This is a genomic window from Kushneria pakistanensis, from assembly GCF_014652795.1.
Taxonomy (GTDB): Bacteria; Pseudomonadota; Gammaproteobacteria; order Pseudomonadales; family Halomonadaceae; genus Kushneria; species Kushneria pakistanensis.
In genome coordinates this window covers 472,929-490,381 of sequence record NZ_BMZM01000001.1, presented here as the reverse complement: position 1 = coordinate 490,381, position 17,453 = coordinate 472,929, and the positions used below count along the sequence as shown (strand labels likewise).

19 protein-coding genes are annotated in these 17,453 nt (G+C 59.4%); 7 read left to right on the top strand and 12 right to left on the bottom strand.

What is annotated here, in order from left to right:
• Positions 1 to 196: 196 nt before the first annotated feature.
• Positions 197 to 412 carry a 30S ribosomal protein S21 gene (rpsU, locus tag IE123_RS02160; RefSeq protein ID WP_086622362.1) on the bottom strand — a complete coding sequence of 72 codons (216 nt, stop codon included), beginning with the start codon at positions 410 to 412 and terminating at the stop codon, positions 197 to 199.
• Positions 413 to 711: 299 nt separating this feature from the next.
• Between rpsU and tsaD the strand changes: the two genes are divergently transcribed.
• The 3 genes from tsaD to folK are packed head-to-tail and all read left to right on the top strand — an operon-like array spanning position 712 to position 2,699.
• Positions 712 to 1,752 carry a tRNA (adenosine(37)-N6)-threonylcarbamoyltransferase complex transferase subunit TsaD gene (tsaD, locus tag IE123_RS02155; RefSeq protein ID WP_189514630.1) on the top strand — a complete coding sequence of 347 codons (1,041 nt, stop codon included), beginning with the start codon at positions 712 to 714 and terminating at the stop codon, positions 1,750 to 1,752.
• A gap of 28 nt (positions 1,753 to 1,780) precedes the next feature.
• Positions 1,781 to 2,140, top strand: a complete 360-nt coding sequence (folB, locus tag IE123_RS02150; RefSeq protein WP_189514627.1) for a dihydroneopterin aldolase — start codon at positions 1,781 to 1,783, stop codon at positions 2,138 to 2,140.
• 1 nt (position 2,141) lies between these two features.
• Positions 2,142 to 2,699, top strand: coding sequence for a 2-amino-4-hydroxy-6-hydroxymethyldihydropteridine diphosphokinase (gene folK, locus IE123_RS02145; protein WP_189514625.1), 558 nt, complete (start codon positions 2,142 to 2,144; stop codon positions 2,697 to 2,699).
• On the opposite strand, the gene IE123_RS02140 is transcribed toward folK, so the two are convergent.
• From IE123_RS02140 to IE123_RS02110, 7 genes are all read right to left on the bottom strand, one after another.
• Positions 2,671 to 3,783, bottom strand: a complete 1,113-nt coding sequence (locus tag IE123_RS02140) for a tRNA nucleotidyltransferase/poly(A) polymerase-related protein (RefSeq protein WP_308430180.1) — start codon at positions 3,781 to 3,783, stop codon at positions 2,671 to 2,673. The two genes, folK and IE123_RS02140, sit on opposite strands and share 29 nt — an antisense overlap.
• Positions 3,780 to 4,121, bottom strand: coding sequence for a thiosulfate sulfurtransferase GlpE (glpE, locus tag IE123_RS02135; protein WP_189514623.1), 342 nt, complete (start codon positions 4,119 to 4,121; stop codon positions 3,780 to 3,782). The genes IE123_RS02140 and glpE overlap by 4 nt, the downstream gene beginning before the upstream one ends.
• A gap of 38 nt (positions 4,122 to 4,159) precedes the next feature.
• Entirely contained in the window at positions 4,160 to 4,981 is an 822-nt protein-coding gene (locus IE123_RS02130) for a symmetrical bis(5'-nucleosyl)-tetraphosphatase (protein WP_189514621.1), read from the bottom strand.
• Between the two features lie 64 nt (positions 4,982 to 5,045).
• Positions 5,046 to 5,429 (bottom strand): Co2+/Mg2+ efflux facilitator ApaG/CorD, encoded by a 384-nt coding sequence (gene apaG, locus IE123_RS02125; protein ID WP_189514619.1) that lies wholly within the window; start codon positions 5,427 to 5,429, stop codon positions 5,046 to 5,048.
• Positions 5,426 to 6,229, bottom strand: a complete 804-nt coding sequence (gene rsmA, locus IE123_RS02120) for a 16S rRNA (adenine(1518)-N(6)/adenine(1519)-N(6))-dimethyltransferase RsmA (protein ID WP_189514617.1) — start codon at positions 6,227 to 6,229, stop codon at positions 5,426 to 5,428. The genes apaG and rsmA overlap by 4 nt, the downstream gene beginning before the upstream one ends.
• A 103-nt stretch (positions 6,230 to 6,332) precedes the next feature.
• Entirely contained in the window at positions 6,333 to 7,328 is a 996-nt protein-coding gene (locus tag IE123_RS02115) for a peptidylprolyl isomerase (protein WP_189514615.1), read from the bottom strand.
• Positions 7,329 to 7,429: 101 nt separating this feature from the next.
• Positions 7,430 to 9,865, bottom strand: a complete 2,436-nt coding sequence (locus tag IE123_RS02110; protein ID WP_189514613.1) for an LPS-assembly protein LptD — start codon at positions 9,863 to 9,865, stop codon at positions 7,430 to 7,432.
• A 168-nt stretch (positions 9,866 to 10,033) separates the two neighbouring features.
• Here IE123_RS02110 and IE123_RS02105 point away from each other — a divergent pair, with 168 nt between their 5' ends.
• The 4 genes from IE123_RS02105 (at position 10,034) to IE123_RS02090 (ending at position 13,535) form a co-directional block, all read left to right on the top strand.
• Positions 10,034 to 11,050, top strand: a complete 1,017-nt coding sequence (locus tag IE123_RS02105) for an aminoglycoside phosphotransferase family protein (protein ID WP_189514611.1) — start codon at positions 10,034 to 10,036, stop codon at positions 11,048 to 11,050.
• Position 11,051: 1 nt separating this feature from the next.
• Positions 11,052 to 11,729: an N-acetylmuramate alpha-1-phosphate uridylyltransferase MurU gene (gene murU / locus IE123_RS02100; protein ID WP_189514608.1), complete on the top strand. Its 678-nt coding sequence runs from the start codon at positions 11,052 to 11,054 to the stop codon at positions 11,727 to 11,729.
• Between the two features lie 80 nt (positions 11,730 to 11,809).
• Positions 11,810 to 12,229: an OsmC family protein gene (locus tag IE123_RS02095; protein ID WP_189514606.1), complete on the top strand. Its 420-nt coding sequence runs from the start codon at positions 11,810 to 11,812 to the stop codon at positions 12,227 to 12,229.
• Between the two features lie 157 nt (positions 12,230 to 12,386).
• The gene (locus IE123_RS02090; RefSeq protein WP_189514604.1) at positions 12,387 to 13,535 is read left to right on the top strand and encodes an AI-2E family transporter; all 1,149 of its coding nucleotides are present in this window, start codon (positions 12,387 to 12,389) and stop codon (positions 13,533 to 13,535) included.
• On the opposite strand, the gene IE123_RS02085 is transcribed toward IE123_RS02090, so the two are convergent.
• From IE123_RS02085 to IE123_RS02070, 4 genes are all read right to left on the bottom strand, one after another.
• Positions 13,536 to 14,201, bottom strand: a complete 666-nt coding sequence (locus tag IE123_RS02085) for a 3-demethoxyubiquinol 3-hydroxylase (RefSeq protein WP_189514602.1) — start codon at positions 14,199 to 14,201, stop codon at positions 13,536 to 13,538.
• A gap of 196 nt (positions 14,202 to 14,397) precedes the next feature.
• Entirely contained in the window at positions 14,398 to 15,759 is a 1,362-nt protein-coding gene (locus IE123_RS02080) for an MFS transporter (RefSeq protein ID WP_189514600.1), read from the bottom strand.
• 389 nt (positions 15,760 to 16,148) lie between these two features.
• Positions 16,149 to 16,490, bottom strand: coding sequence for a histidine triad nucleotide-binding protein (locus IE123_RS02075; protein WP_189514598.1), 342 nt, complete (start codon positions 16,488 to 16,490; stop codon positions 16,149 to 16,151).
• Between the two features lie 47 nt (positions 16,491 to 16,537).
• Positions 16,538 to 17,410, bottom strand: a complete 873-nt coding sequence (locus IE123_RS02070) for a phosphoribulokinase (protein WP_189514596.1) — start codon at positions 17,408 to 17,410, stop codon at positions 16,538 to 16,540.
• Between the last annotated feature and the right edge of the window lie 43 nt (positions 17,411 to 17,453).

Genomic DNA, 17,453 nt, shown 5'->3' with positions numbered 1-17,453 from the left:
CCCGTCACATCGCGACCACCCTTTTCATCAGGGTGTTCGGTGTATCAGGTGTCTCGTGTTGCGATGTCAGTGATGGCAACCGTTGCAAGCGCACTACCTGCAACGCTCAGACCATCACCGTTTACAAAAACGAACGGCCGCCATTGGCGGCCGTTCGGCATCCCGCTGAAGCGTTGGGCATACGCTCAGGTACGGATCAATACAACCGCTCGAAGCGCTTGCGCTCGCGCTGCAGCTTCTTGGCATGGCGCTTGACAGCTGCTGCTGCCTTGCGCTTGCGCTCGGCTGTGGGCTTTTCGTAGTTCTCACGACGACGGACTTCAGAAAGCACACCAGCCTTTTCACAGGAGCGCTTGAAGCGACGCAGAGCAACGTCGAACGGTTCGTTGTCACGTACTTTGACGGAAGGCATTAAGCAATCACCACCTTAAGGAGATCAATGAGGTTTGAATGTGCTCAATGCCGTCGATGCGGCACTTAACCGGTCATGACATGTTTATCACGAATCAGTGGAGGCGCCGCGATCAGCGGCCAGAAGCACAGCCCGGTATTACAGGGCCATGCATTATAAACGTCGCGCCTTCGGTTTGCAAAGCGCCTGACGCGAGAAGTACAAACGGGTAAACTTGGCGCCCTGTCAGCGGCAGACAATACTGATTGTCGGCTGACACCCGCCTTTGAAAGACGCCCTTACTGGAATCAGGACACATCATGCGCGTACTGGGGATCGAAACCTCCTGTGATGAAACGGGAATTGCCCTGTTTGACAGCGAGCACGGGCTGCTGGCCGATGCCCTGTTCAGCCAGATCGACATGCATGTCGAACACGGCGGGGTCGTACCCGAACTGGCCTCGCGTGATCATGTGCGCCGCCTGCTCCCCCTTATTGATCAGGTGCTGGCCGAGGCAGGGCTGGGCAGTCACGATGTCGATGCCATCGCCTACACGGCCGGCCCCGGGCTGGTCGGTGCCCTGATGGTGGGTGCAGCGACTGCACATGGTCTGGCGTGGGCCTGGCAGGTGCCGGTACTAGGCGTTCATCACATGGAAGGACACCTGCTGGCCCCCATGCTGGAAGAAGAGCGCCCCGAATTTCCCTTCGTTGCCCTGCTGGTGTCTGGCGGACACACACAGCTGGTGGCAGTACATGCGCTGGGCAACTATGAACTGCTGGGCGAGTCCGTGGATGATGCGGCCGGAGAAGCCTTTGACAAGGCCGCCCGCATGCTCTCGCTGCCCTACCCCGGTGGCCCTCATATTGCCCGGCTGGCCGAGCAGGGCGACCCCACTCGCTTTCGTTTCCCAAGACCCATGACGGACCGCCCCGGGCTGGACTTCAGCTTTTCGGGCCTGAAGACCCATACGCTCACCACTGTCAAGGCATTGGAAGCCGAGGGAGAGCTCAACGATCAGGCTCGTGCCGATGTGGCGCGTGCCTTTGAAGAAGCCGTTGCCGATACACTGGTCATCAAGTGTCGACGCGCGCTGGAGCAAACCGGCCTCAAGCGACTGGTCGTGGCCGGCGGTGTCAGCGCCAATCAACGCCTGCGCCAGCGCCTTGATACGGCGCTGGAAAGGATGGGCGCTCGCGCCTTCTACCCCAGAGGCCGTTTTTGTACCGACAATGGCGCCATGATTGCCTATGTCGGCGCTCAGCGCCTGGTTGCCGGGGAGCGCGACGACCAGGCCATGATCGCAACGCCCCGCTGGCCACTTTCCGAGCTGACCCCGCCTGCTCGGCGCCAGGATTGAATCAATAACCCATGACAGGAGTGTCGCCATGGATATGGTACTGATTGAAGAACTGGCGCTGGAAGCCGTGATTGGCGTCTATGAATGGGAAAAACGCATTCATCAGCGTCTTTTACTGACGCTGGAGCTGGGCTGTGACATTGCCCAGGCAGCCCGTGATGACGACCTGAGCGCTACGCTGGATTATGCCGCCATCAGCCAGCGCCTTCAGCAGTACTGCAGCGAGCATCAGTTCGAGCTGGTGGAAACCTTTGCCGAGCGCATTGCCACACTTCTTCGCGAGGAGTTCGGTATCGCCTGGCTGCGCCTGACGCTGAAAAAGCCCGGCGCCGTCGCCGATGCCGCTTTTGTCGGTGTGCGCATTGAGCGCGGCGAGTACCGCAGCTGACATGGCGTTCGTACTGTTCAGCCTGGGCAGCAATGCCCAGCGTCATCGACGCATTGATGCCGCACTTTCAGCCCTGCATGGTGCTTTTGGTGAACTGTTGATTTCGCGGGTCTTTGAAAGCCATCCGGTCGGCTTTGACAGCCCGTGCAACTTCTACAACCTAGTGGTCGGCGCGTCATGCCCCTGGCCGGTGGCCAAGCTCAATCAATGGTGCAAGCAGGTGGAGCGCGACAACGGCCGTGACCACAGCGCCCCGAAATTCAGCTCACGAGCGCTGGATATCGATATTCTCTGCGTTGACGATCTGAACGGCTGCATTGACGGGGTGACCCTGCCACGTGAAGAGATCACCTATAACGCCTTTGTACTGCGCCCACTGGCCGAAAGCTTTGGTGACTATCGTCACCCCCGCACCGGCATGCGTTACCGGGACATGTGGCAGGACTTTGATGCCGACTCGCAGGGACTCTGGCCGGTATCCTTTGAATGGCAGGGAATAGAAATTTCAGCGTCAGCGCCCCTGGAGGCCATCACGCTTGCGCCAGCGCATATTCAATAGCGCGGCGACGCTCGACATCGATCATGCGCCCCAGTTCTGCGCCCTGATACCCCTGCGCCATGAGTGACTGCGGCGAAATCTGCCGCGCCTGACCAACGGCATGTTCAAGCACTGCCACCGGCAAGCCAAGGTCGCCAATGGCAAGTATATCGAGCACTTCATTCATTCGCGCCTGCCGCCGCCAGGCATCCATGGCCTGCGCCCAGGCCAGCACCTGCTCGGCATCAGGTGAGTCCGACAGTAACTCACGACTGCGCACCACCATCAGCGCCCGGTCACGCCACTCACCGGGCACACGATAACGCTCGCAAAGCGCCATCAGCGCCTCATGTGACAGGTCGGCGGTCAACAGGGCCCAGCGCGCCATGGGAGTGCCTGCTGCGCTCATTCGCGTTAGCCCTGCCGCCAGCACATCATCCAGTGCCGGCATCAATACATTCAGCGCACCACATTGCTGCAGCAGTTCAAAAAAGGCGGCCGGATCCTGCTCACCCAGCGTTCGCTCGATTTCCTGCCATACCCGCTCGGCGACCAGATGGGCGACTTCGCCCTCTGCCACCATGGTCTTCATCAGCGCCATCGTCTCATCGGCTACCGTGAAACCACGTGGGCGAAAGCGCGCCAGAAAGCGCCCGGTCCGCAGAATGCGCAGCGGATCCTCAACAAAGGCCTGTGAGACATGACGCAGTGTACCGGCCCGACAGTCATCCGCACCCTGAAAGGGGTCCACCAGGCGGCCTGCGCTATCCTGGGCCATGGCATTGATGGTCAGATCGCGGCGTGCCAGATCCTCCTCCAGCGTGACATCGGGTGCGGCATGGACCACAAAACCGGTATAACCATGGCCGGACTTGCGCTCGGTCCGCGCCAGGGCGTACTCCTCGTGGGTATGAGGATGCAAAAAGACCGGGAAGTCACGCCCGACCGGTCGAAATCCCCGGGCCAGCATATCTTCGCTGGTGGCCCCTACCACCACCCAGTCGCGATCATCATGCGCGATACCCAAAAGGTCATCGCGAACGGCGCCACCAACGCAGTAGACCTCAAGCCCCTTTAATGCCTCGTCGAGTTCAAAACAGATCACTGTGGCTCCATACCCTCATCACGCACCACCTGCTCGGGGTGATGGTGCTGCCAGTGAGTAAAGCCGCCGTCGAGACTATACACCCTTTCATAGCCCTGCCCGGCCAGCCAGAGTGCCGCCTGCTGACTGGAATGGCCGTGATAGCAGACCACCACCACAGTACTCTCCTGCGGCGTTTGCTCGATAAAATCGCCCACACTGGTGTTGTCCAGATGCCGGCTGCCCGGGATATGGCCCTGACTGAAGCTGAGCGGGTCGCGAATATCCACCACTGCATGAGCAGTGCCGTTGTCCTGCCATTGCTTCAGGCTGTCGTGATCAAGATGACTGAAGGACATGGATTCTCCTTTGACGTACTTTGAACGGCGTCTCGAGGCTATTGACGCGGCTTTTGCGCCGCGATCGTGACGACCTGATCGGTTTCAAGATTCATGGCCATCAGGGCACCGCCCCAGACACAGCCGGCATCAAGCGATCGAACGTTGGCCTGCGCGCCTGGTGCGCGGCCTTCAAGGGCCGCCCAGTGCCCGAAAATCAGGCGTTCGGTGTCACCCCGCTCGAAGCAGAACCAGGGCCTGAAGCCCTCGGGGGCACTATCAAGGCCCTCCTTGGCACTGAAATCAAGCGTGCCGCGCTCGTCGATAAAACGCATGCGGGTAAACACATTGATGATGGCGCGCAGACGATCATTGCCGCGCAGTGCCGGCTCAAAACGCGCCGGTTCATTGCCATACATATGAGGAAGAAACTCGAAGAACTGACGCGAAGAGAGCATGGCCTCACCTTCACGCGCATATTGCCGGGCCCGTTCGATGGACCACTGTGGCAGCAGGCCGGCATGGGTCATGACACACTGGTGTGTCTGGGATTCGACCATGAGGGGCTGACAGCGCAGCCACTCCAGCAGCACATCACGATCTGGCGCCTCAAGGATATCCGCAAGGGTATCCGAGGGCTTGAGACGTCCATGACCAAAGGCGACGGCCAGCAGATGCAGGTCATGATTGCCCAGCACCACGCTGGCATGCTCACGCAGGCCATGGACACGGCGAAGCGTTTCCAGCGATTGTGGGCCGCGATTGATCAGATCGCCGGTAATCCACAGGTGATCGCGCCCGGGCACAAAATCGATGGCCTTGAGCAGTTCATCAAACTCATGGCCGCAGCCATGTAAATCACCAATGGCCCAGATGGTCATTATCTACTCCGAAACCGTTGAATGAAGGTGACATTGATCCTTCCAGAGCACGGCACCTGGAACATCAATGCAGGTGCAACGGACAGGCCAGACGAAAGGGCGCGATCGTCACATCGAAGGTATCTCCCAGCGCCGGCGCCATGAAGGTATAGCTGCCCTCCATCACGCCGACCTGACTATCGAGAATGGCGCGACTGCTGTAGTTGAAGGGCAGACCTGGCGCGATCATGGGCTGTCTGCCCACGACACCTTCGCCGCGCACTTCCCTCACCTCACCGCTGCCCTGGGAAATACGCCAGTAGCGGGCCAGAAGCTGTATGGAATAGTCCCAATGATTACGAATGGCAACCCGGTAGCCAAACACAAAGCGCTGCTGCGAAGGATTCGATTCCGCCGGCAGATAGAAGCTTTCAACCTCGATCACGATGTCCCGGGCAGGCTCACTCATGAGGCGTTCTCGGCCAGATGATTGGCCATCGTCACAAACTCCCCGACGCTCAGCGTTTCCGGACGACGGGTGGGCGCAATCCCGAGCGACTCCAGTGTTTCGGCACTCATGACATCGCGCAGATTGTTGCGCAGCGTCTTGCGTCGCTGGGAAAAGGAACGTCGTACCAGATCCGACAGCAGCGCTTCATCGTGTGCCACGTGGGGCCTTGTCTGCCATGGCACCAGTCGGACAATGCTGGAATCCACCTTGGGCTGAGGCACAAAGGCTTCAGGTGGCACGTCAAACAGCGCTTCTACCTGACAATAGTAGCGGGTCATGACCGACAGCCGCCCCCACTGGCTGGTACCTGGCTCTGCCGCCAGGCGTGCCACGACCTCCTTTTGCAGCATGAAGTGCATGTCACGCACGGCATCGCCTGCGCCCAGCAGATGGAAGATCAGCGGCGTGGAAATGTTATAGGGGAGATTGCCCACTACCCGCAGCGCCGGGCCATCTCCACGAAACTCCCTGAAGTCAAAGGCCAGCGCATCACCTTCGGTGATATGAAAATCGGGGTAGTTAAAAAAACGCGTGCGCAGTCCCGGAATCAGATCCCGGTCCAGTTCAATGGCATCAAGGGCACCGTGTGTCTGGAGCAGCACCTCGGTCAGGGCACCCTGCCCCGGCCCGATTTCGACCAGTCGGTCACCCTTTTGCGGGCGTACCGAGCCAACAATACGCTCGATGACGCCGTGATCCTGGAGGAAATTTTGCCCAAAGCGCTTGCGCGCACGCATGGGGGCCGGTTGTCGTGACATGAAAGTTCCTTGCGTAAAAGAGAGCTGCCTTCATCAACGAAAGGCCGCGAGGGTTACTCGCGGCCTGTCATCAGCGTAGGCACCCGAAAAGGCGCATGGCCTGTTACGGTGTAGCGCTGGCGGCGTCACCCTGCTCCAGGCGATTGTCGACGTAGGCTGAAGCGCGAATTTCCTGCGTCCATGCCTCAAGCTCCTCATTGACCTTGCGCTGAAAGAGCGTGCGTCGAATCTGCTCACGCTGCTGCTCGGCGTTGCCGCCGCCACGCTTGTCCAGCAGGGTAATCAGATGATAGCCGCTGGGACTGCGGATGGGCTCGCTGACATCCCCCACGTTCAGACCGGGGACAACATCATCAAAGATGCTGGGCATCTCGGCGCCGCTGCGCCAGCCCAGATCACCCCCGTCCAGCGCCTGAGGCCCATCGGACTGCGCCGCGGCAATTTCCTGAAATCTCGCCTGCCCCGAGGTGATCGCCTGACGCAGCTGATTGGCCTTTTCGCGGGCCGCTTCGGCCTGCTGGGGCGTGGGTGCCTGCGGCACGGCGACCAGAATATGCGCCAGATGATACTGAACATTGGCATTGCTGCCGGCCTGCTTGAGGTATTGATCCACCTCACGATCGGAAATATTGACCTGGCTGGCCACGCTGCGCTGCTGTACCTGGGTAATCAGAAGCTCACGGCGAATCTGCTCCCTGACCTGGGCATAGCTCATGCCCTCCTGCTCGACCCGGTCGGCGAACTGCTCAAGCGTCATGTTGTTGCGCTGTGCAACGCCTCGCATCGCCTGGTTGAGGTCGCTGTCGCTGACGCTCAGATTGGCGCGTTTGGCCATCTGCAGCTCGATCTGCTCGGTAATCATGCGCGAGAGCACCTGCTCGCGCAGTTCGCCCTGGTCCGGCATGCCGATGTCGCGTGACTGCATCTGCTGGCGCACCTGCTCTACGCGCTGATCCAGATCACTGGACATGATGGCTTCATCGTTGACCACTGCGACGACGCGATCCAGAGGCTGCACGGCAGCCCCCGCCAGCGGCGAAATGGAAAGACTCAGCGCAAGGCCCAGAGCGGCTAGCGTGTTTGCGTTGCGTACTTTCATGACATCTCTCTTCTCATCCATAAAACCGACGTTACGTCAGTAGTGCAGCAAGGTCATGCCTTCGCTACGGGTTATGGCCCAGTCACGAACTGTCGTGTGGCCTAATTGCTCACGCCGGTATAGGCGCCGAAGTCATTTTCGCGGACGCCGGGAATGGCCTGGGAGAAGTAGCCATCACTGCTGCCCTGGCCCACGCCGCCGAGCCCCTTGAAGATAAAGGACAAAAAGAGACCGTGCTTGCGATCGTCATCGTCGATGCGGGCCGTACTGTTATCGTCGATATACTCGCGCCAGGCGAGCTGAACGCCATAGCAGCAGTCGTCGAAGCGAACCCCTGCCAGCGTTTCGAGCGTACGATTGTTGGTTTGATCATACAGATAGCGTCCGAGCAGTGAAATTGCCGGCGTCAGACGATACGCCGCCGACACGTCGTACTCTTCGCGATTGTAGGTCAGACGATCATCCTGATCGCCGAAGGGATCAAAGTCCTGTACGGTCCAGCGATAGCCCAGGTTGAGGATCAGGTTGTCCGTATCCTGATAGGTCAGGTACGACGAGGTCTTCTCGGTGCGGTTGCGATGATCGTCATAGAAAAACGACTGACGTGCCGACCAGCGGTCACTGATCTGCCAGTCGGCCTCGGCCACAATCGGGGAGCGATCACGGGTATTACGGTAAAAAAGATCGCTCTGCTCGTTGATGATGCGATCTTCAAAGCGGGCATCAACGACGCGACGATCCTCAAAATAATGACTCTGTCCGACCGACAGCCCCAGCCGCTCACGCCCGGTGTCATCTTCCAGGAAACGCGTGCTGACCCCGTAGGACACCTTGTTGGTATCACCGATACGGTCAGAACCACTGAAGCGATAGGGCGACCAGAGCTGTGAATAGGACAGCGGCTGTTCACGGCTATCAAACTGCGGCAGCTCGGACTGATCCCGATAGGGCGCATAGGCATAGTACAGCCGCGGCTCCAGCGTCTGGCGCCAGTCACGCCCGAACATGCTGGTGTCACGCTCGAATATCAGCCCCGAGTCTACCGACAGTACCGGCAGCACTCGATTGGGCGAATCATCAAAACCCGAGGTGTCGTTGCGACCATGCCAGTCCAGATCATACTGGGTGGCCATGAGCTGCGCGCGTGGCTCGAAAAAGCCCCAGGAGGGCGAGCGACGAAAGCCGACGGCAGGCGCCATGTGAACGCGGGCACCGGTCGCGGACTCCTGTGGAATAATTGACGAATCACTGTAATTGACGTCACGCCAGAAGTAGGTCGCGCTGGAGTTGAACTCTTCATAGAAGCCACCGGCCTGATCCCAGCGTGCGCTGGCCAATAGTGCCGGCAACTCATAAAACGGCTTGTCATCATCGCGCAACGGCTCATCGAGCTTTTGATAGCCACGGGCGCGTGCCTGCAGGTTCCAGGTAGTCCCCTGATAATTCAAACGTGCCAGACGTTCGAGGTTATCGGTGTCCTGTTCTTCAAAGGTCTGGCCGAAATCGTCGAAATAGTCGCCATCGCTGGCCCCGCCATAGCGCAGGTTGTACGTGGTCCGCGGCGAGAAGCGTCCATCATGGGCATAGCGTACGAACCAGCGATCTTCGCCCTTGAAGTCATTGTCATCTCCGCCATTGTCGTGGCCAAGATAGTTGCCTTCCAGCGTGCCGGCATCCTCATCAAAGAGATAGCGCAGCTGCCCACCCAGTGCCTCGCCTCGCCCGGAGATATAGCGCGGCGTAATGGTGGCATCGTAATTGGGCGAGAGATTGAGATAAAACGGCTGAGCGTAATCAAGTCCCGCTTCGCTGCCGTAGCTGATCGAAGGCCACAAAAAGCCGGTCAGACGGCGATCATCAATCGGAAAGCGTACCCAGGGCCAGTAAAAGACCGGAACGTCCTCGATTTCCATGCGTGCATGGGTCGCCGTACCGTAACCCCGCTCCTGATCAAGGGTAATGTCGCTGCTGACCAGTTTCCAGAGGCTCGACTGCGGCTCGCAGGTGGTAAAGGAAGCGTCCCTTAGGCGGTAGCGGCCGTCTTCCAGCCTCGCCAGCTGGCCTGCATCACCGCGCAGACGCTGCTGATGGGCAACGTAGTGGGCCTGATCGATCTCGGCGGCGTCGCTGTTGAGCGCCACCTGGCCCTGATCCCCACGCACCAGAAAACCGGGCTGACGATAGGCCACCGGACCCTGCAGCGATACGTTGGTACGCGCTTCATTGAGCGTGGCGCGCTGTGCTTCCAGCTGTTGATCACCGCGACGCAGGACCACCTCGCCATCAAGCAGGGTTTCCCCGTTGCTGCCGTAGCCGGCGTCATCGGATTCGGTGCGCACCTGTGACGGGTTGCTGCCGGCATCGATACGATAGTCCGGCATGATATAGCGGCCCCGACACAGCGCATTGGCGGGGCGGTCATCACCCCAGGCCTGCCAGTCAAGTTCGCTTGCAGGCAGTGGCTGGGGCGCCGCCTGTGCCATGGTCGAGAGAAGACCGGTCAGCGAGGCGGCGGTCCAGAAGATACGCTGGCCCATGATCCTTGTTCTTCCTTGCAATGAAGCGATGTGATTGCTTTTAAAAATCGGTATGGTACGCGGCATCAGACACCGCAGCAGCCTGAAAACAGCGACAAAAGTGTTCTGTTGCGGCCCTTGAGCGCTCAGCATGCGGTGCCGTAACCGTACCGTCAACCAGGAGTTCCCATGACAGCGCGCCTTGACGCCCTGCGCCACTGGGCGGCATCTCATCATGGCCTTGAAGCCAGGCCGCCCGAACTCGAGATCGTGACAGATGATGCCAGCTTTCGGCGCTATTTTCGCCTTCATCTCGGTAACGCAAACTCGCGCATTCTGATGGATGCGCCGCCCGAGCGTGAAAACAGTCAGGCCTTTGTGGACATCGCCCGCCAGTGGCGCTCACATGGCATCCAGGTGCCCGAGTTGTATCACGTCGATCTGGATCAGGGGTTTATCGAGATGCAGGACCTGGGCGATGACATGCTGCGCCAGCATCTTGCCCGGGAGGATCAGCGCGAAACGCTCATGATGCAGGCCATCTCGACCTCGGTCACCATTGCGGCACTGCCTGTCGATACCCTGCCGGCCTATGATGACCGTTGGCTCACCGATGAACTCGAACTTTTTCCCCAGTGGTGTCTGACCCGATGGCTTGATATCGCCACGCCCGAAAGCTGGCCGCAGGTGCGAGACCAGCTGGTTGCCGCGCTGACCGCCCAGCCTCAGGTGTGCGTCCATCGTGATTTCCACGCCCAGAACCTCATGTGTCATGACGAGCAACTCTGGGTCATCGATTTTCAGGGCGCAGTTCATGGCCCGCTGGCCTACGACCTGGTCTCGCTGCTGCGCGATCGCAACAACGCCTGGTTTGAGAGCGATCAGGCACGCTGGATCGAGGCATGGCGGCAAAAGGCGCAGGCCGCGGGTATTATCACGTCCGTGGGGCTGGAAGCGTTTCGACGCATGGTCGATCTGACCGGGGCACAGCGCAGTCTCAAGGTACTGGGGCTTTTCTGCCGTCTGGCCCTGCGCGATGACAAGCCCCGCTATCTCACCCTGCTGCCGCTGTTTGTCGAACACGTACGCCAGGGGCTGACAGCCCAGCCAGGCTTTGAAGCGTTCATGCAGTGGTTTGATACCTGTTTCGTTCCAGAGCTGGATGCCCGGCTGATCCAGTACCGCACTGACCGTCACGAGAGCTGACATGAAAGCGATGATCCTTGCCGCCGGGCGCGGCTCGCGCATGCGCACGCTGACCGATCACTGCCCCAAGCCGTTACTCAGGGTGGGCGGGCGCGCCCTGATAGAGCACCATATCGAGCGTCTGCGCACAGCGGGTATCACCGATATCGTCATCAATGTGAGCTATCTGGGCGAGCAGATCATGACCACGCTGGGTGATGGCGAACGCTACGGGGTTCAGCTGCGCTATAGCGTCGAACCTGTCGCTCTCGAGACGGCCGGCGGCATTCGCCACGCCCTGCCCCTGCTGGGCGACGCCCCCTTCTGGCTGGTCAATGCCGATGTCTGGTGCGACATCACACCCGATAGCCTGGGCACTCTCGAAGGTGACATGGCACGACTGGTGATGGTCGACCCGCCCGATCATCATCGTCAGGGAGATTTCCATCTTGACGATACCGGCCGCCTGTACGAACAGGGAGAAGCACGTCTGGTCTATGCCGGCATTGCCCTCATGCACCCATCACTGGTGGCCGATGTGCCGGACAATACGCCCTGTCCGCTGAAACCCTGCCTGATCAATGCCATCAAGAAGGGCCGACTGGGCGGTTACCACCACAGGGGACAATGGTCAGACATCGGCACGCCCGAGCGGCTAACCGCCCTGGAGCAGAAACTTTCGCATCAGGACATGGATTGATCATCGTCCCTGTGTCAACCATCCCTGTTTCAATCACCCTATGAGAGGATTCACCTCTTTATTCGTACGGAGCAGTACTCATGGAAGCCAGCATCAAATGGACCGATGGTCGACAGTTCGTTGCCGAATCCGGCAGCGGTCACGCCATCATTCTCGATGGCAATCCGGACAACGGCGGTCGCAATACCGGACCACGGCCGATGGAAATGGTATTGATGGGGCTGGGTGGGTGCAGTGCCTACGATGTCATCAACATTCTTGAGAAGGCGCGTGCGAAGGTGAGCGACTGCGTTGCACAGCTCAAGGCCGAGCGCGCCGATACCACACCGGCCGTGTTTACCAGCATCCATCTACACTTCGTGGTCACCGGCGTGGCGCTCAAGGAAGCACAGGTCAAGCGTGCGGTGGAACTCTCGGCCGAAAAATACTGTAGCGCCTCACTGATGCTGGCTCAGGGCGGTGTCGAGATCACCCATTCGTGGGAAATCGCCGAAGCCTGAAGGCATCAGCAGCGCCTGGCTGTCGACGAACGGCTATCGTTTGGCACAGCCGGACTACACTGGTGGTGACATGCCCGGCATTATGCCGGGCTTTTTGCGACTGTTGTCCCACATTTGCCGGCCAGCCTTTTGATACGACGGCCGGGCAGGAGAAGGTATGGAAAAACCGATCGAAAAAAGGGCGTTTGAGCTGCTGCTGGTAGGTGTCTCGGTCGCCTTTATATGGATACTGCTGCCCTTTTTCAGCGCCATTTTCTGGGGTGTCATTCTGGCGCTGGTTTTCATGCCCCTGCAGCGACGCCTGTTGAGTCTCTACGGCGGACGACGCAATCTGGCGGCGATTACCAATGTCCTGATCTGTATTTTTATCGTCATTATTCCGGTCACGCTGATTGCCGGCTCGCTGGTGCAGGAAGGCACCAGCGTCTATCAGCGCATTCGCTCGGGCGATCTGGATGTGGGTGCCTATGTGGAGCAGGCCCGTCAGGCACTGCCTCCGAGCGTGGATGACTGGCTTGAAAGTACCGGCATGGGGGACCTGTCCCAGCTGCGCGACCGCGTTTCCGAGGGCGCCTCGCAGGGCAGTCAGATGCTGGCATCGAAGGCCTTGAGCATTGGTCAGAACACCCTGCAGTTTTTCATCAGCCTGGGGATCATGCTCTATCTGCTGTTCTTTTTGTTCCGCGACGGCGTGCCGCTGGGTCGACGTATCCGTCAGGCCATTCCGCTGAGCGCACGCTACAAGTATCAGTTGCTCAACAAGTTCATTACGGTCACGCGTGCCACGGTCAAGGGCAACATCATTGTTGCTGCCACACAGGGCGGCATCGGCGGCCTGGCCTTCTGGGGTCTGGGCATTGAGGCGCCGCTGCTGTGGGGCGTCATCATGGCCTTCCTGTCCCTGCTGCCGGCCATTGGCGCCGCACTGGTCTGGGGGCCTGTCGCCATCTACTACCTGATAACCGGCAACATTGTCGACGGCATCATTCTGACCTTTGTGGGCGTCGTCATCATCGGTCTTGCCGACAATTTCCTGCGTCCCATTCTGGTGGGCAAGGACACCAAGCTGCCCGACTATGTCGTGCTGATTTCAACCCTTGGTGGCATGGCGCTCTTTGGCATCAACGGCTTTGTGATCGGTCCGCTGATTGCAGCACTCTTCATTGCCGCCTGGGATCTGTTCTCTCATGAAAAGGAAGAGGACGAAGCCGGCACGATTACCGAGCTTTCTCCGATCTCGACAGAAGCTGTTCAGCATCCATCTCAGACAACAACGCAGGACAACGAGCAGCGCGACAGCAACTGATCAGTTGATCATGTCACCGGACGAGTGGTGACGCAGACGTCGCCACTCGCAGACACGGGCGCCCAGCGACATGGCCCAGCGCCAGACGCCGGGCCAGCGCTGGCCGCCTGCCTCAAGCGCGTTACGGGTATGGCGCGTGCTGTCATCCAGCATCTGCCGGATGACGGCACGTGATCTCTCATCACCTGCAGGCAGCGCCATCAGCTGGCGCTCCAGCGACTCTGCCTGCAGGTTTTCTCCCAGACTGACCAGGCCGAGCCCGCGCGCCCGGTCACGCTGACTCAAGAGCATTCCCGCCCCCAGTGACGCCACGTAATAAAAGGGCGTCAACCGTGATGGTCGGGCGTGCAGCTCACGCAAGCGCGCATCACACCAGTCCAGATGATCAATGCCTCGAACCGACAGATCATCCACCGGCTGGTAGCGGCTGCTGATGCCCGTGGCAAAGCGCTGTCCCTGATAGATCCCCTGCCCAATGACCCGACCTCGATGATGATGGCGCAGCACCTCGATGGAATGTCGGGTTTCCCCGGCCGTCATGGGCTGATCCCGCACCCCCAGGCCGGGCTGGGCGCGACTGGCACGCGTGGCCCCCGGCACCAGGGTGCGCAGCATGGTATCGAGCTGATCTACAAGGCGGTCACTGCGCGTGAATTGACGGGACATGGCGTTACTCCTGAGGGCCGCTCACAATAAAGGAATGACAATAGATGCCCTGACTATAGTGGTCATCCTCAAGGCTGGCGATACCTGACACAAGGTCCCGAGGCAGGGACCTGAAAAAAGGATGCGATGTGTCATGTCACGCACCGTGGCCTGTCATTGACCGGTTTTCCCATGCGCCCTGTTTGCAAGACGCTTGTCAGCCCATCTGTTCACCGGGGTGGTAGCCGCCTGTCGGTGCCAGGACTGGATCAGAGGCATTCGAATCACGCCCCCTGGCTGGCGCGTTTTTCGGAAATCGCACGGCCAGCGCCACAAAGGCGATCAGGGTGACCGTGATCCCCAGGAAAAAAAGCCCCTGCTGGTAGCTCAGCGACTCCGAACGGAACAGAAAACCAGCGGCAACAGCCCCCACGTTGCCACCGGCACCGACAATGCCTGCCACAGCGCCCAGCGCACGCTGATTGATAAAGGGCACCACGCCATAGGTTGCGCCTTCCGCCATCTGTACGAACAGACTGAACACCACCATCGTGACAATGGCGATGCCCAGTACCTGCATCTGGGAAAACATCATCAGGGCGATCCCCTCACACAACAGCGTCAAAAAAAGCCAGCGCACACGCCCCCTGAGCCCACCCAGACGCGCAAAGCGATCGGAGAAAAAACCGCCCAGCGCGCGGGCGAAAAGGTTCATCAGCCCGAAGAGTCCCGCAATCAGGCCTGCCGTGCCCAGGGAGAGCTCAAAGTTGTCAAAGTAATATAACGCTGCAATGTTGTTGATGGTCAGCTCAACACCAAAACAGGCACCGTACACCAGAAAGAGTGCCCAGACGCGCACATCCCTGATGGCCGAACCGAAGCTTGCCTGCGCACCGTATTCATTTCTGGCCTCGACAAGCTCCCCGCGGCGGCGCAGCTCAGTGAAATTGCCATCCGGGGCATCCTGAGTGAAATGCCAGTAGGCAATACCGGTCAAAAAGAGCACCACGCCCGGCACCACCATGGCCAGCCGCCAGCCCAGCGTTTCACTCACGCCCAGCATCAAAATGGCCGACAGCACCAGCGGCATCAGAATCTGCGTCGTCCCGCCCCCCAGATTGCCCCAGCCGGCCGTGGCCGCATTGGCCGTCCCCACCACGTTGGGCGCAAACATGATCGAGGCGTGATACTGGGTAATCACGAATGACGCCCCGATGGCGCCGATGGCCAGTCGCGCCAGCAGAAAGGTTTCGAAGCTATCGGCCAGACCGATCGACATGACCGGCAAGGCCCCCAGGCACAAAAGCCAGGTATAGGTACGCCGCGGACCAATACGATCACACAAAAGCCCGATGAACAGCCGTACCACGACGGTTACGGCAACCGAGGCAATCATCGTGTTGCCGATCTGGGTTTTGGTCAGATTCAGATCATCACGCACGATGGCCATCATCGGGGCGATGCCGAACCAGCCAAAAAAGCAGACATGAAAGGCAAACCAGGACAGATGAAACGCGCGCATTTGCGGCGTCGTAAAGTCGAAAAGCCGAATGCGTGTGGCCTTGTTTTTGATCTCCATGACGCTGCCTCGGTAGGATGCTCGATGACATCTGCCTGCTCGGGGTCGAGAAGACAGAAAAGGGCCTTGTCACACGCTGACCAGAGCACGGCCTGACAAGTGCCAGGCAGGCACCGGTAGCGTCGTGACAGCATCACATCAGCAAGACATGTGCCAGGTACGCAAAACCGGACAGCACGCAGGCAGATAACGTGTCCTTACCCTGCCCGCCCGCAACCGACGCCCATGACGATGATCGCTATTGAGACAACCTGCCAGCGCCGTGCACCAGGACAGCGCAACATCATGATCACGCCGCCGATCAACTGGCGCGCCCTTGAGCGTCAGGCATAAAAAAAACGCCTGCAGATCACAATCTGCAGGCGCGGTGTCATGAAGATCCCGACGGCTCAGCCCGCGGGCCAGCTCATCCGGCGACCGCCCATCAAGTGAAGATGGATATGGTAGACGCTCTGACCGCCCTGTTCGTTGCAGTTCATCACCACGCGATAGCCCTCCTCGGCAATCCCCTTGTCGCGCGCAATTTTTGCCGCTGCAAGGTGTAGCTTGCCCACCACTTCAGCGTCGGCCTCGGTCAGATCATTCATCGTTGCGATCTCCTTTTTGGGGATGATCAGCACATGCACCGGGGCCTGCGGATTGACGTCGTTGAACGCCAGCACGTCATCGTCCTCAAAAACAATCTCGGCCTTGATTTCACGATTGATGATTTTGGTAAAGATCGTGGACATGAAAACTCCCTTGTCGGAAATGGATCATTATCATCGACGCCGGGCGTCTATCGAAAGCGCCGCTGCGCCAGCAGTGCTTCTATCTGCGGTTCCAGAATCAGCTCGATGGCCAGTGGCATTTGCGCCCCGGGCACCACAAGCGTATTGGGCCGCGTCATGAAGGCTCCCGACAGCATGGTCAGCAGATAGGGGAAATCAGCACTGTCGCGGTCGCGAAAGCGAATCACCACGAAGGATTCGGCGTCCGATGGAATCGCCTGCGGCTCGAAGGGGTTGGAGGTATCCACTGTGGGTACACGCTGGAAATTGATATGCGTGCGGGAAAACTGCGGCACGATATAGCGCACATAATCCTGCATTCGCCCCAGAATCGTATCGACGACGGCGTCATGAGAGTGGCCACGCATGTTGATATCGCGATCAATCTTTTGAATCCACTCCAGATTGACGGTTGGCGTCACCCCGATGAGTAGATCCACATGCTGGGCCAGGTCATGATGGGAAGACACCAGCCCGCCATGCAGCCCCTCATAGAATAAAAGATCCGTACCACCAGGCAGTGGCTGCCATTCGGTAAAGGTGCCGACCCGATAGCCGGCTTCCAGCATGCGCTTGTCTTCGGCATGGATGTAATGGCGATAGGTGCCGGCGCCGTGTTCGCCATATTCGGCAAAAAGACGCTCCAGACGATCAAGCAGGTTCGCCTCGACGGCGAAGTGCGAAAGCTCGTTCTTGCGCTCGGGTTCATCACGAAAGATGCGCGCCAGGTCTTCCCGGCTATAGCGGTGAAAGGCGTCACCATCCACAAAGGCGGCCTTGATGCCCTTGCGGGAAAACATGCGCTCAAAGGCGCGCCGTACGGTAGTGGTTCCTGCGCCGGACGAGCCGGTAATGGCAATCACGGGATACTCGCGTGACATGGCGCCTCCTGAACTGCAGACCCGATACGGGTATTGTTATCAA

Bases quoted from the DNA above. Each gene is read 5' to 3' on its own strand.
- IE123_RS02085 (WP_189514602.1), bottom strand. From the start codon at position 14,201: ATGTCCCGTCAATTCACGCGCAGTGACCGCCTTGTAGATCAGCTCGAT.
- IE123_RS02105 (WP_189514611.1), top strand. From the start codon at position 10,034: ATGACAGCGCGCCTTGACGCCCTGCGCCACTGGGCGGCATCTCATCAT.
- apaG (WP_189514619.1), bottom strand. From the start codon at position 5,429: ATGAGTGAGCCTGCCCGGGACATCGTGATCGAGGTTGAAAGCTTCTAT.
- rpsU (WP_086622362.1), bottom strand. From the start codon at position 412: ATGCCTTCCGTCAAAGTACGTGACAACGAACCGTTCGACGTTGCTCTG.
- folB (WP_189514627.1), top strand. From the start codon at position 1,781: ATGGATATGGTACTGATTGAAGAACTGGCGCTGGAAGCCGTGATTGGC.
- IE123_RS02110 (WP_189514613.1), bottom strand. From the start codon at position 9,865: ATGGGCCAGCGTATCTTCTGGACCGCCGCCTCGCTGACCGGTCTTCTC.
- folK (WP_189514625.1), top strand. From the start codon at position 2,142: ATGGCGTTCGTACTGTTCAGCCTGGGCAGCAATGCCCAGCGTCATCGA.
- murU (WP_189514608.1), top strand. From the start codon at position 11,052: ATGAAAGCGATGATCCTTGCCGCCGGGCGCGGCTCGCGCATGCGCACG.
- IE123_RS02070 (WP_189514596.1), bottom strand. From the start codon at position 17,410: ATGTCACGCGAGTATCCCGTGATTGCCATTACCGGCTCGTCCGGCGCA.
- IE123_RS02095 (WP_189514606.1), top strand. From the start codon at position 11,810: ATGGAAGCCAGCATCAAATGGACCGATGGTCGACAGTTCGTTGCCGAA.
- IE123_RS02080 (WP_189514600.1), bottom strand. From the start codon at position 15,759: ATGGAGATCAAAAACAAGGCCACACGCATTCGGCTTTTCGACTTTACG.
- IE123_RS02115 (WP_189514615.1), bottom strand. From the start codon at position 7,328: ATGAAAGTACGCAACGCAAACACGCTAGCCGCTCTGGGCCTTGCGCTG.
- IE123_RS02130 (WP_189514621.1), bottom strand. From the start codon at position 4,981: ATGACCATCTGGGCCATTGGTGATTTACATGGCTGCGGCCATGAGTTT.
- rsmA (WP_189514617.1), bottom strand. From the start codon at position 6,229: ATGTCACGACAACCGGCCCCCATGCGTGCGCGCAAGCGCTTTGGGCAA.
- tsaD (WP_189514630.1), top strand. From the start codon at position 712: ATGCGCGTACTGGGGATCGAAACCTCCTGTGATGAAACGGGAATTGCC.
- glpE (WP_189514623.1), bottom strand. From the start codon at position 4,121: ATGTCCTTCAGTCATCTTGATCACGACAGCCTGAAGCAATGGCAGGAC.
- IE123_RS02075 (WP_189514598.1), bottom strand. From the start codon at position 16,490: ATGTCCACGATCTTTACCAAAATCATCAATCGTGAAATCAAGGCCGAG.
- IE123_RS02090 (WP_189514604.1), top strand. From the start codon at position 12,387: ATGGAAAAACCGATCGAAAAAAGGGCGTTTGAGCTGCTGCTGGTAGGT.